This window comes from Flavobacterium sp. Flavsp81 (assembly GCF_059491325.1).
In genome coordinates this window covers 3,317,433-3,329,949 of sequence record NZ_CP168505.1, presented here as the reverse complement: position 1 = coordinate 3,329,949, position 12,517 = coordinate 3,317,433, and the positions used below count along the sequence as shown (strand labels likewise).

The 12,517-nt window shown below is 33.4% G+C and carries 10 protein-coding genes; 8 read left to right on the top strand and 2 right to left on the bottom strand.

The window, feature by feature from the left end; all coding sequences use genetic code 11:
- Positions 1-58: 58 nt before the first annotated feature.
- The 5 genes from panC to ACEN92_RS13865 all read left to right on the top strand — a co-directional run bounded on the left by panC (position 59) and on the right by ACEN92_RS13865 (position 5,979).
- Entirely contained in the window at positions 59-937 is an 879-nt protein-coding gene (panC, locus tag ACEN92_RS13885; RefSeq protein WP_495638951.1) for a pantoate--beta-alanine ligase, read from the top strand.
- Between the two features lie 14 nt (positions 938-951).
- Positions 952-1,302 (top strand): aspartate 1-decarboxylase, encoded by a 351-nt coding sequence (gene panD, locus ACEN92_RS13880; protein ID WP_495638950.1) that lies wholly within the window; start codon positions 952-954, stop codon positions 1,300-1,302.
- Between the two features lie 176 nt (positions 1,303-1,478).
- Positions 1,479-2,633 carry an alpha/beta hydrolase gene (locus ACEN92_RS13875; protein WP_495638949.1) on the top strand — a complete coding sequence of 385 codons (1,155 nt, stop codon included), beginning with the start codon at positions 1,479-1,481 and terminating at the stop codon, positions 2,631-2,633.
- Complete coding sequence (gene radA, locus ACEN92_RS13870) at positions 2,633-3,994, top strand: DNA repair protein RadA (RefSeq protein ID WP_007808147.1); 1,362 nt, start codon at positions 2,633-2,635, stop codon at positions 3,992-3,994. The genes ACEN92_RS13875 and radA overlap by 1 nt, the downstream gene beginning before the upstream one ends.
- 20 nt (positions 3,995-4,014) lie before the next feature.
- Complete coding sequence (locus ACEN92_RS13865; protein WP_495638948.1) at positions 4,015-5,979, top strand: transglycosylase domain-containing protein; 1,965 nt, start codon at positions 4,015-4,017, stop codon at positions 5,977-5,979.
- Between the two features lie 194 nt (positions 5,980-6,173).
- Here ACEN92_RS13865 and ACEN92_RS13860 read toward each other — a convergent pair whose 3' ends face one another.
- Both ACEN92_RS13860 and ACEN92_RS13855 read right to left on the bottom strand, forming a co-directional pair.
- Entirely contained in the window at positions 6,174-6,923 is a 750-nt protein-coding gene (locus tag ACEN92_RS13860) for a LytR/AlgR family response regulator transcription factor (RefSeq protein WP_495638947.1), read from the bottom strand.
- Positions 6,920-8,737, bottom strand: coding sequence for a tetratricopeptide repeat-containing sensor histidine kinase (locus tag ACEN92_RS13855; protein ID WP_495638946.1), 1,818 nt, complete (start codon positions 8,735-8,737; stop codon positions 6,920-6,922). The genes ACEN92_RS13860 and ACEN92_RS13855 overlap by 4 nt, the downstream gene beginning before the upstream one ends.
- Positions 8,738-8,927: 190 nt before the next feature.
- Here ACEN92_RS13855 and ACEN92_RS13850 point away from each other — a divergent pair, with 190 nt between their 5' ends.
- The 3 genes from ACEN92_RS13850 (at position 8,928) to ACEN92_RS13840 (ending at position 12,452) form a co-directional block, all read left to right on the top strand.
- Positions 8,928-10,088 (top strand): vWA domain-containing protein, encoded by a 1,161-nt coding sequence (locus tag ACEN92_RS13850; protein ID WP_495638945.1) that lies wholly within the window; start codon positions 8,928-8,930, stop codon positions 10,086-10,088.
- A 30-nt stretch (positions 10,089-10,118) separates the two neighbouring features.
- The gene (locus ACEN92_RS13845) at positions 10,119-10,739 is read left to right on the top strand and encodes a murein L,D-transpeptidase catalytic domain-containing protein (protein ID WP_495638944.1); all 621 of its coding nucleotides are present in this window, start codon (positions 10,119-10,121) and stop codon (positions 10,737-10,739) included.
- 66 nt (positions 10,740-10,805) lie between these two features.
- On the top strand, positions 10,806-12,452 hold the full coding sequence (locus tag ACEN92_RS13840) for a DUF4139 domain-containing protein (RefSeq protein ID WP_495638943.1): 1,647 nt from the start codon (positions 10,806-10,808) through the stop codon (positions 12,450-12,452).
- The last annotated feature ends 65 nt before the right edge of the window (positions 12,453-12,517 follow it).

Below are 12,517 nucleotides of genomic sequence, written 5' to 3'. Positions count from 1 at the left end.
TTGGTAATAAAAACGTTGCAAAATTACAAAAATTTATGCAGTTTATAACTAATATATTATGTTTGCACTAAATTTTAATAATACCGACATGCATATTTTCTACGGTAAAGTAGCTCTGATAGCTTATTTAAAAACTATCAAAACCACAAATTCTACTATTGGGTTTGTACCAACGATGGGCGCTTTACACCAGGGGCATCTGGCTTTAATGCAACGTTCTCTGAAAGAAAACGATGATACTGTTGTTAGTATTTTTGTAAATCCGACTCAGTTTAACAATCCTGAAGATCTGGAAAAGTACCCAAGAACCTTAGAAGATGATGTGAAAAAAATGCGTGGTTTGAGTGATAAAATCATTTTGTACGCTCCTTCTGTAGATGATATTTACGAAGGAAATATGATTTCGCAGAATTTTGATTTTGATGGATTGGAAAATCAAATGGAAGGAAAATTCAGACCGGGACATTTTAATGGTGTCGGAACAATTGTGAAACGCTTGTTTGAAATCGTTTCACCAACTAATGCCTATTTTGGAGAAAAAGATTTTCAGCAATTGCAAATCGTCAAAAAAATGGTTGAAAAGAATAACATACCGGTTAATGTAATAGGTTGTCCTATTTTCAGAGAAGAAAACCAACTGGCAATGAGTTCCCGAAATGAACGTTTAACTGCTGAAGAAAGAAAAGAAGCAGCAATCATTTATAAAACCTTAACAGAAGCAAAAGAAATATTTCAGACAAAAAGCCCCGAAGAAACAATTGAATTTGTAGAGAATTCTTTCAGGGATAATGACAAGTTTGATTTGGAATATTTTGTAATTGCTGATGAATCTACATTATTACCCATCGATCACAAAAGTACCGACAAAAAATACCGTGCATTTATAGCAGTATTTGTTAATTCTATTAGGTTGATTGACACCATTTCATTAAATTAATTTACCTTTGCAACATGCAAATTCAAGTTATAAAATCTAAAATTCATCGAGTTAAAGTAACCGGAGCCGATTTAAATTATATTGGCAGCATTACTATTGATGAAACTTTACTGGAAGCTTCAAATATCATTGAAGGTGAAAAAGTATCTATTGTAAATATCAATAATGGGGAACGTTTTGAAACTTATGCTATAAAAGGCGAAAAAAATTCCGGAGAAATCACACTCAACGGACCCGCAGCAAGAAAGGTTCAAAAAGACGACATTATTATTATTATTTCCTATGCAACCCTGGAATTTGAAGAAGCAAAAACCTTTAAGCCATGGATTGTTTTTCCTAATGAAAATGATAATTCCCTAACCTAAATTTATTTTTCAGATCTTAACTTTTTTCTTATTTGTCAAATTTATTTTTGCACAAATAAAATTCCTTTTGTCTTAAATTTCTTTGCCTTTTAAAATTTCATCCTAACAAAAAGCAAATAAATTATTATATTGCTGCACTATTTTATTACTTTTTAATTCTCTGAAATTCCCCAATCATGAAAAAAGTTTACTTATTTTTTATCTTAATCTCATTTTCCGCTTTTTCACAAAAAAAATTCGACAATATTAAATCTGAAAAACTTGGAGTCGAACGCAGAATAACTATAGGGCTCCCGGAGTCTTATGAAGCTAATCCTAATAAAAAATATCCTGTTTTGTATTTGCTGGATGGTGATTATCTTTTTGATGCCTTTTCAGGAGCAGTAAGTTATGGCGCCTATTGGGACGATTTGCCGGAAATGATAATTATTGGAATTCATCAAAATAAGGATGGGGAACGTTTTGATGACTGTACTATTGATCAGATTAGTGGACTTCCATTTGAAAAAGGAGCTCAGTTTTTCGAATTTATAGGAGCAGAGTTAATTCCGTATGTTGAAAAAAAATATCGTACTTCTCCTTTCAGGATCATTGCAGGTCATGATATGACTGCCAGTTTTATCAATTTTTACTTATATAAAGATATACCCCTTTTTAAAGGATATATTTGTTTGAGTCCCGAACTTGCACCAAAAATGGAAATTCGTATACCTGAGAAATTTGCTAAAGTAAAAGAACCGTTTTTTTATTATTTATCTGCAGCTGACGGTGATATTAAAAAAATCAAAGAACCTATAGAAAAATTAGACAGCAATATTAAAATCGCTAATAATCCGTTAGTGAATTATAAATACGATTTATTTAAAAATTCAACCCATTATACAGAAGTTTTACATTCGATTCCAAATGCGCTGTATCAAATTTTTGAAATATATAAACCAATTAATTCTGCTGAATATAAAGACAAAATAGCCGTTTTGAAATCCGGATATGCAGATTATTTAGAGAATAAATATAATGTAATGTCAACTGTTTTTGGTGTTCAGATCCCTGTTAGGATGAATGATTTTAAAGTAATTGAAAACCTTATCCTGAAGAATAACCTTTATGATGAATTAGGGAAAATGGCTGAAATTGCGAATGTGAATTACCCGGAAGCAATGTTAGGGGAATATGAAATGGGTCTGATGTATGAAAAAATGGATGATCCGAAAAGGGCGTCAAAAAAATATCAAAATGCTTCACAAATGGCACCAATTGGGGATTTGAATAAGGATATGATGTACGAAAAAATAGATGAGATGAATCTGCTTGCAAAAAATAAAAAATAATGTCGAAAGTAAAAACTTCCTTTTTTTGTCAAAATTGCGGAACCCAATATGCCAAATGGCAAGGGCAGTGTAATGCTTGCAAAGAATGGAATACTATTGCAGAAGAAATTATTCAGAAGCAGGAAAAAGTGGCATGGAAAAGTGAACCGACTTCGACAAGTAAAGCACCACGGCCATTAAAAATTAATGAAATCGATTCGGCTCAGGAAATTCGAATGAATACAACTGACGGTGAATTAAATCGTGTTCTTGGCGGAGGTTTAGTTCCGGGATCTTTAACGCTTTTAGGAGGAGAACCAGGAATTGGAAAAAGTACACTCTTATTACAGATCTCTTTAAAATTACCTTATAAAACGCTTTATGTTTCCGGCGAAGAAAGTCAGAAGCAAATAAAAATGCGTGCAGAAAGAATCACACCAAACAGTGACAATTGCTATATTCTGACTGAAACCAAGACACAGAATATTTTTAAACAGATTGAAGCGATTGAACCTGAAATCGTGATTATAGATTCGATTCAGACTTTGCATACCGATTATATTGAATCAACTGCGGGAAGTATTTCTCAAATTAGGGAAACTACTGCCGAACTGATCAAGTTTGCCAAAGAAACCAATATTCCGGTTATTTTGATTGGACATATTACGAAAGACGGAAATATTGCCGGCCCAAAAATTCTGGAACATATGGTGGATACCGTTTTACAATTTGAAGGCGATAGAAATCACGTTTATCGAATTTTACGTTCATTAAAAAATCGTTTTGGATCAACTGCAGAACTCGGAATCTATGAAATGCTGGGAAGTGGTTTACGGGAAGTAAGCAATCCGTCAGAAATACTGATTTCACACAAAGACGAAGAGATGTCCGGAACTGCGATTGCCACTACGATGGAAGGCATGCGTCCGCTGATGATCGAAATACAATCGCTTGTAAGCACAGCAGTTTACGGAACACCCCAACGAAGTACAACTGGCTATAACGCTAAAAGATTAAATATGATTTTGGCAGTTTTAGAAAAAAGAGCCGGGTTTCGTTTAGGAGCAAAAGACGTTTTCCTGAATGTAACCGGCGGAATTTCTGTTGATGATCCTGCGATTGATTTAGCCGTTGTTGCGGCAATTTTATCCTCAAATGAAGATATTCCGGTAACAAAAGGATTCTGTTTTGCCGGTGAAGTGGGTTTGTCCGGAGAAATTCGTCCGGTAAATCGTGTTGATCAAAGAATCCAGGAAGCCGAGAAATTAGGATTCAATACTATATTTGTTTCTAAATACAATAAAATCACCTTAAAAAACACAGGAATCAAAATTGAACTTGTGGCTAAAATCGAAGATGTGGCCAGTATTCTTTTTGGTTAATTTTTTTATAAACCTACTTTATGAAATTTCCAAAACAAAAAATTTTGAAAGCATTTTTAATACTTGCCCTGGTATTAGGAGTGCTCTTTTTAGGATTTTACTTTTTTCGTGATTCACTTTTAAAACAGGCAATTGCCAAAGTAACTCATAAAATGAATGTCGAGTACAACAGTACATTTTCTGTAAAATCGGCTTCGTTTGAAGGATTGTCGGGCATCAGACTAACCAACGTCATTTTGGTTCCCAAAAATGCTGACACGCTTTTCAATATTCAAAAGATTGAAACCAGTATAAGTTTATCAAATTTATTGATTGGAGATGTTCAGATTGGAACTTTGAAAATCAATAATGGGTATATTCAATTGGTTAAAAAAGGGAAAGTGCGCAATTTTGATGCCTTTTTAAAAAAGGATGATACTGAAAAAAAGACTAATGAAAAACGAAAATATGCTGATTTTGCTTATCGGATTATTTCAAAATTATTGAATTTAGTCCCTACCGACATGAAGTTGGAGAACCTTAATTTTAAGATTGATGACAATGGCAAAAAAGCTTTGGTTGTTATAAATAAATTGGTTTTAAACAATAAGGAATTAGAAACGAACTTGCATGTTCAGAGCAAAAATTTTGATCAGCGATGGAATATTAAAGGGTTTGCCGACCCAAGAAACAAAAAAGCAGATATTCGTTTTTTCAACCTGGATACCGGTGCCATCAAAGTTCCTTATTTAGATGAACGTTATAATTTAAAAGCAAGTTTCGATTCGATTCGATTAAATGTAGAAAACATTGATAAGGATGGAAGTGAATTGCATATTGACGGATATACTTCTATTTCAAATTTAAAAATCAATCATCCTAAAATTGCGAGTAAAGATGTCGTGATTAAAAATGCGCGTTTTGATTATCGTTTTTTATTAGGTGAAGATTTTATATCGATCGACAGCACTTCAACAATGCAATTGAATAAAATAAAAGTACATCCGTATGTTTCTTATAATACAGAAAAAGATACGGTTTATACTTTAAAAGTTGATATTCCAAAAATGAAGGCGCAGGATTTTATAGTGTCTTTACCTGATGGTTTATTTACGCACTTTCAGGGAATGGAAGCCACGGGAAATTTTGATTATAAACTTGATTTCAAATTCAATAAAAACAAACCCAATACTTTAGTTTTTGACAGCAAACTAAATAAAGAAGACCTGAAAATCACCAAATATGGGGAAGCAGATCTTAATAAATTAAATGGTGAATTTGTGTATCGTGCCATAATACAAAATGTATTACAACGTCCGGTTTTAGTAGGAAATGCAAATCCGAATTATACTCCTTTAGACCAGATCTCACCTTATTTACGAAAATGTGTGCTGACAACAGAGGACCCTTCTTTCTTTTCGCACAGAGGATTTATCAATGAAGCTTTTAAACAATCAATTTTAAAGAATATAAGAACCAAAAAATTCTCCCGTGGTGCCAGTACGATCAGCATGCAATTGATTAAGAATGTTTTTCTTACCCGCGAAAAAACGCTTTCGCGCAAGTTGGAAGAAATTCTGCTGGTTTACATTCTGGAAAACAATCGTGTGGTAAGCAAGGAAAGAATGTTGGAAGTATATTTTAATATTATTGAATGGGGGCCAAATGTATACGGAATTGGAGAGGCAAGTCATTTTTATTTTCAGAAAAGCCCATCAGATTTGAGTTTAGATGAATGTCTCTTTTTGGCAACGATTATTCCAAAACCAAGAAAATTTATGTATCAGTTTAACGATCAGGGAAATTTGAAAGATTATGCTGTTAAGAATCAAAAATTCTTAAGTAATCTGATGCTGCGTCGCGGTGTTCTGATTCCTGAAGACACCATTGGCTTACTTCCGGTTTATATTTCCGGAAATGCCCGTTCGTTTTTGCGAATAAAAGCTCCGGATTCAACAGCAGTTCCGGTTGATTCTTTATCTATAGAGGAAGAATTTGATTTATAAAATTTGTCGTGAGAATGCTAAGCACAAAGTTTTTCTTTTGTATTTTTAACTTAGCGCCTTTGCGGCTCTGCGGGCAAATTTCGCACTAGTATAAAAAAATTAAAGTAATAATCTCGCAAAGACACAAAGGCGCAAAGTTTTTTGTTGCTTTGTTTATATTAAATGGAGATTAAAAAACTTGGAGAAGAACAATTCTATTTAAAATTCTTCAGGAATTCCTCTTTGTAAGTGGGGGAGACTTCAATTTCGGCACCATCATTTAAAGTGATAATTCCACCTTTGTTATAAGACTTCACACAATTCATATTGATGATATGGGATTTGTGAACACGTATAAAAGGCAATGGTAAAATCTCTGAAAAGTGTTTTAAAAAACGACAGACCATTTTTTTATCTCCGTTATTCAGATATAAATCAGTGAAATTTCCGTTGCCGCGAAGACGAACAATTTCTTCCATTTTCACGACTTCAAATCCTTCGAGAGTTGGTAAAATAACCTGTTGTTTTTCAGGCTTTAATTCATGAAAATTTTCTACAATAATTTTGTTTCTGTTAAAGATTTCATGATTCATGATCTGATGGTGCACTTTGTTTACTGCAACAATCAATTCTTCGATGCTGATAGGTTTTAATAAGTAATATGCGGCACTTTGATTTAATGCTTTTAATGAATATTCTGAAAAAGCAGTTACAAATATCGTTTCGAATTGCAAATTTTTACAGGCTTCCAAAACATCAAAAGCATTTCCGAAGGGCATTTCAACATCCAGAAAAACCAATTGTGGCTGTATTTCGTGCAGTAACGGAACGGCTTCTTTTATATTCTGTGCTTCTCCGACAACCTCAACCTGTGGACAATATTTACTCAAATAATTCTTGAGGACTTCACGCGCGGCCAATTCATCTTCGACAATTACACTTTTTATCTTCTGAAATGTCATCATATTTTATCAATTAAGGGAAAAACAATTTCGACAATTGTTCCTGATTCTGGCAATGCTTTCTCTTTAATCTCGAAAGAAATGTTCTTTTTATACAATTCATTCAGCAAACCAATGCGTTCTTTGGTATTATTAAGGCCGCGTGATTCATGTACTTTCTGATTGGTGGTTTTGAGTTCCTGACTTTTGGTCAAACCTATTCCGTTATCTTCAATAATGACAACTACTTTTCCGTCGACAAGCTGAAATTTAAGATACAGGAAACCCTTTTTATCGAGATAGCGCAAACCGTGCCATATTGCATTTTCTAAATGTGGCTGAATAATCATATTCGGAATAAAAACGCTTTCAGAATCCAGTTCTTTATCAACAATGATTTCGAAATCAAATTTATCTGCAAAACGCAAATGTTCTAAGGCTAAGTATTTTTTTAATTGCTCAATTTCTTTATCCAGAATAATGAAATCCTTATTGGAATTCTCCATCATATTTCGCATCAAATTTGAATAGGAAGTCAGGTATTTGTTAGCTTCCAATTCTTTATTTTCTGAAATAAACTGGTTTACACTGTTTAAACTGTTAAAAATAAAATGCGGATTCATTTCGCGCCGTAACGATTGCAAAGCAATTTCCTTGTTTTTAGTTTTTATGGAATATAAAGCCTTTACAATAAAAAGAAACAAAAGCAAAAGCAATAAAATTGATCCTAAAAGAAAATAATTGAAGGTGTTTTTCTTAGAAATTAATTCGTCCTTCAGTGTTTTTTCTTTTTCCAACTGGCGAATTTTCCCTTCGGTTATCTGAAACGTTTTGGCATCAATCAAGCTCGTATCGGATTGGATTAATTTGTCGAAGTTTTGAAAAAACTGCTCATAAAGTGCCATGCTTTCTTTTTCGTTTCCTTCAGATTTATAGTATTTTACTAACGCTGCTAAACTTTTTTTCGCTTCCGCTGAATTTCCTTTTTCAGATGCAAGGCCATACGCTTCTTTCAAAGACAAAAGTGCTTTTTTAGGTTCTTCTTTTTTGAAATAAAGTGATGCCAGCGATTGCAATTGCTTTATCTGATTATTAAAATCCTGTTTGGTTTCGGCTTCAGCCAAAAGCTTTTCGTTAATAACAATTGCTTTGTCAATTTGGTTGTCCGAAGCATACACTTTGGCAATCTCATTTTTGATTTTAATAACTGTTTCGGGTTTGTTTTTTGCATAAGTCAGTGCATTTTTATAACTCTCAATGGCAACTTCCTTGTTTTTTTGCTGCAATGAATTTTCTGCTTTTTGAACGTATGCTGCGGCAATTTCCTCTGCTTTGTTTTCTTTTTTGAGCAGCTCAATATTTGATTCAACATAATCAGCTTGGGTTACGGGAGCAGCCCGCGTTCGTACACGATTGGCATCATTTAAGTTGATCTTCTCTTCTCTGTCATCTTTGGAAATTGCACCTGCAACTTCATAATTTTTAATCGCAGACTTAAATTTATTTTGATTTTCCTGTGTTTTAGCTAAGCTTCTTGTTACTCTTGTCTTATCCTCAACACGATTTAATTTAGTGTAGCTTTCTAATGCCTTTTTATAGTACTCTTCGGCTTTTGCATTGTCTTCATTATTGAGAAATTCATTGGCCAGACGTTCATAATTCTGACCAATCTGCCCTTCATCATTTACCTCTAATGCTTTTTTTAAATCTTTGGTTACTACTTTCATTTTTGAGGAAGGAGCAGCTTTCTTTTTAGAAATAGAATCCTGCGCTGTTATTCCCAAAGGAAAGAACAACAATATGAATAAAGAATAAATAAGTACTGGATATAAACGCATTATTGTTCTTTTGAAAGCAGCCAAAATCAATTCGTTTTCAGACTGAAGATTAATAATGTAAAGTAAAGTATTTTAAAATCCTTTTACAACCGGTTACACCAAGTCAAAAGCCGGTTTCACCATTTCTGCAAAAAAGGAGGATTTTTAGTTTTTAAGTTTGATCTGTAATCACAATTAAAAACCGGAAATTATGAAATCAAATATTTTTTTCTCAGCACTTTTAGCAACTGCAATCTCTTTTGTAAGCTGTAATTCTTCGAATGCAAATTCAAAAAAGAGCAATGCATTCGAAAAACCATTGACAACAGAAAAAACCAAAATACAGGTGGCTCTTTTATTGGATACTTCCAGCAGTATGGACGGGTTAATCGATCAGGCAAAATCACGGCTTTGGAATATTGTAAATACATTAACAACTTTAAAGTATTCCGGACAAACTCCCGATATTGAAATTGCTTTGTATGAATATGGAAATGACGGATTATCAGTACAATCCAATTACATCAGACAAATTGCGCCACTTTCTACAGATCTGGATTTGATTTCGGAGAAATTATTTTCGCTAAAAACCAATGGTGGTAACGAATATTGCGGTGCTGTAATTCAGGACGCAACGAAACAATTAAAATGGGCAAAAGACAATAACAATATGAAATTGATTTACATTGCCGGAAACGAAGATTTTAACCAGGGCGGAATTAATTATAAAGAAGCCATTAGCAATGCATTGAAAAATGATATCTACGTAAATACTATTTTTTGCGGAGATAAAACGGAAGGCATAAACATTTTATGGAAAGATGGTGCTGATCACGGAAAAGGGAAATATTTTAATATTGATTCAAACGAATCCGTAAGATACATCGCTACTCCTTATGATGATGAAATCACAAAATGTAATGTGAAAATAAATACAACTTATATTAGCTATGGGAAACAAGGACATGCAAAAAAGATGAATCAGGAAGTTCAGGATAAAAATGCGCAAGGTGTTTCTGCAGCAAATTATGCTGAGAGAGCAGTAAGTAAATCAAAAGCGGTTTATAAAAATGACAGTTGGGATTTGGTTGATAAAGTAAAAGATGATGCAGGGGCCATTTCAAAACTTAAAAAAGAAGAATTACCACAAGAGCTTCAGAATAAATCTACTGAAGAATTGAAAGTAATTGTAGCCAAAAAAACCAAAGAAAGAGAAACAATTCAGAAAGAAATTAGCGAACTGGCCAAAAAACGTCAGCAATATATTGATACTGAATCTAAAAAAACAAAAACGCAGGACGATTTAGGAAATGCAATAAATACTTCGATTGTTGCTTTTGCCAAAGTGAAAGGTTATACGGTTGAAAAATAAATGGTATCCTAAAAATTCAAACTGTAAAACATGAAAAAGAATATTTTCATCTTGCTTTTGAGCGTCGTTTTTTGTGTCAGTCTTGCCTGTCGCAACAAAGAAAAACCTTCAACAGCTGTAAATTCAAAACCGGTTTATTGCTATGAGGAGAAATTAAAAAGTGAGATAACTGAGATCAGGAGATTTTTGGGGAAATCTGCGAAATACAATTCAGATGTTGCCTTCTTTTTAGACATGAGAATAGAATCAGGTAAAAACCGGTTTTTTATTTACGACTTAAAAAGCAATAAATTGATTAATAAAGGTTTGGTGGGTCATGGTTCCGGTTCAGAAACAGAGATTCCGGGAAAACTGCAATTCAGCAATGTGATGAACTCAAATTCCAGTTCGTTAGGAAAATATGCAATTGGAAGTTCTTATTCAGGAAGATTTGGAAAAGCTTATAAGTTATACGGTTTAGACAAAACCAACAGCAATGCTTTCGACAGAAATGTAGTGCTGCACAAATATGCTGACGTTCCGTTTGAGGAACAAATAAAACCAATTTGCAACAGTTTAGGATGCCCGATGGTCAATGAAAAGTTTTTTGGAGTAATTGAAAAAACAATTGATACTTCTAAAAAGAAAATCATTCTTGTCATGTACTATTAAATCAATTCATTTTTTGATACTTGTAATCTATATCTTTGTAATAAAAAACATCTTAAAAATAAACTAATGAATAAGAAACAAGCCATAGCGCTCTTACTGTTAATTGGCACTTTTGCCTTTGCGCAAAAACCAATTTTTACAACAGCCAAAGTAAAAGCAGCGACCGTATATTTTAATGCCGCCGAATTATCCCAAACTGCAAATGCGACCCTGCCTGCCGGTGCGAGTGAAATTGTCATTAAGAATGTAGCTGTGGATTTAAATGAAAGTTCGGTGCAAATTGGTGCGCCGGCGGGTGTAACGGTTCTTTCTGTTCAGTTTACCAATAATTATATTTCTGAATATGAAACTGACACTAAATCGCCGTCGCTAAAAATAGTAAGAGACAGTATAGTTTTGGTTCAAAAAGAAATTCAGAAAGTAAATAATACCATAAATTCAGAAACAAAAACTATCGAGCTTTTAGATAAAAACCAACAGATTTCCGGCGTAAATTCAGGTTTGAATGTAACCGAATTAATGAAAATGGTTGATTATTATAAAAATAAGCAAGTTGAGATTGCTAACAATATCAACAATCTTTCGGAGAAGCAGCAAAAACTGAATGAAACACTGCAAAAACTTAACAACAAACTGGAAGTTAATGCGAACAAAGAAGAAAAAACGTCATCAGGAAAACTGATTTTGCAGGTAATGAACCAAACTGCAGGGGTAATTCCGTTTGACATTTCGTATTTGACCAATAATGCCACCTGGACACCTTTTTATGATTTACGAGCTGAAAGCGTTACGTCACCAATTAATATGATGTATAAAGCTCAAGTGGTTCAAAACACAGGAATTGACTGGAAAAAAGTAAAATTGACTTTGTCAAGCGGCATTCCTAATCAAAATAATCAGGCACCAATGCTAAGTTCATGGTTTTTAAGAAACAATATTGTTCAGGCAAATTACGGCTACAATCAAAAGAGTAAAATGAACCAACTTCAGGGAAGGGTTGCAGGACTTGAGGCAGATAAGGAATACAAAAAGAGTGAGGACGAAGTAATGGCTGCACCGGTATTGGCAGAATCTTCAGTTTCAGATTATACTACTGTCGAAGAAAACCAGCTAAATGTTTCCTTTGACATTGATATTCCTTATGATATTCTATCTAACGGAAAAGTACATAGTGTGTCTTTGAAAGAAATAAAATTGCCGGCATCTTATAAATATTATGCAGTTCCAAAAGCAGAAAATGAAGCTTTCCTGCTTGCAGAAATTGCCGATTACAGTAAATATAATTTATTAAGAGGTGAAGCGAATATTATTTTTGAAGGTATGTATGTGGGGAAAACTTTTATCGAACCAAGCCAAACCAGCGATACTTTGAATTTAAGTATGGGACGTGACAAGAAGGTATCCATAAAACGTGAAAAAGTGGCTGACAAGTCCGGAACTAAGTTTTTATCTTCAAAAAAAGAGCAAACCTTCACTTATGATATTACGATAAGAAACAACAAAAAAGAAGCTGTGGAGTTATTGTTAAAAGATCAATATCCGTTGAGTACAAATAAGGAAATTGAGGTTGAATTATTACAAAGTGACAATGCAAAAATAAACGCCGAAACAGGAATCTTAACCTGGCAATTGCAATTGAAACCAAATGAAACCAGAAAAATCAGAATTAGTTACAGAGTCAAATATCCTAAAGATCAGATTTTGAATTTATAAACTCTTTCTAATAAAAAACCAGATAATTCTAAAGTTATCTGGTTTTTTGTTTCATTAAAACTATA

Excerpts from the sequence above, each read along its gene's own strand:
- ACEN92_RS13850 (WP_495638945.1), top strand. The coding sequence starts at position 8,928 with ATGAAATCAAATATTTTTTTCTCAGCACTTTTAGCAACTGCAATCTCT.
- ACEN92_RS13865 (WP_495638948.1), top strand. The coding sequence starts at position 4,015 with ATGAAATTTCCAAAACAAAAAATTTTGAAAGCATTTTTAATACTTGCC.
- ACEN92_RS13855 (WP_495638946.1), bottom strand. The coding sequence starts at position 8,737 with ATGCGTTTATATCCAGTACTTATTTATTCTTTATTCATATTGTTGTTC.
- panC (WP_495638951.1), top strand. The coding sequence starts at position 59 with ATGTTTGCACTAAATTTTAATAATACCGACATGCATATTTTCTACGGT.
- ACEN92_RS13840 (WP_495638943.1), top strand. The coding sequence starts at position 10,806 with ATGAATAAGAAACAAGCCATAGCGCTCTTACTGTTAATTGGCACTTTT.
- radA (WP_007808147.1), top strand. The coding sequence starts at position 2,633 with ATGTCGAAAGTAAAAACTTCCTTTTTTTGTCAAAATTGCGGAACCCAA.
- ACEN92_RS13845 (WP_495638944.1), top strand. The coding sequence starts at position 10,119 with ATGAAAAAGAATATTTTCATCTTGCTTTTGAGCGTCGTTTTTTGTGTC.
- ACEN92_RS13860 (WP_495638947.1), bottom strand. The coding sequence starts at position 6,923 with ATGATGACATTTCAGAAGATAAAAAGTGTAATTGTCGAAGATGAATTG.
- panD (WP_495638950.1), top strand. The coding sequence starts at position 952 with ATGCAAATTCAAGTTATAAAATCTAAAATTCATCGAGTTAAAGTAACC.
- ACEN92_RS13875 (WP_495638949.1), top strand. The coding sequence starts at position 1,479 with ATGAAAAAAGTTTACTTATTTTTTATCTTAATCTCATTTTCCGCTTTT.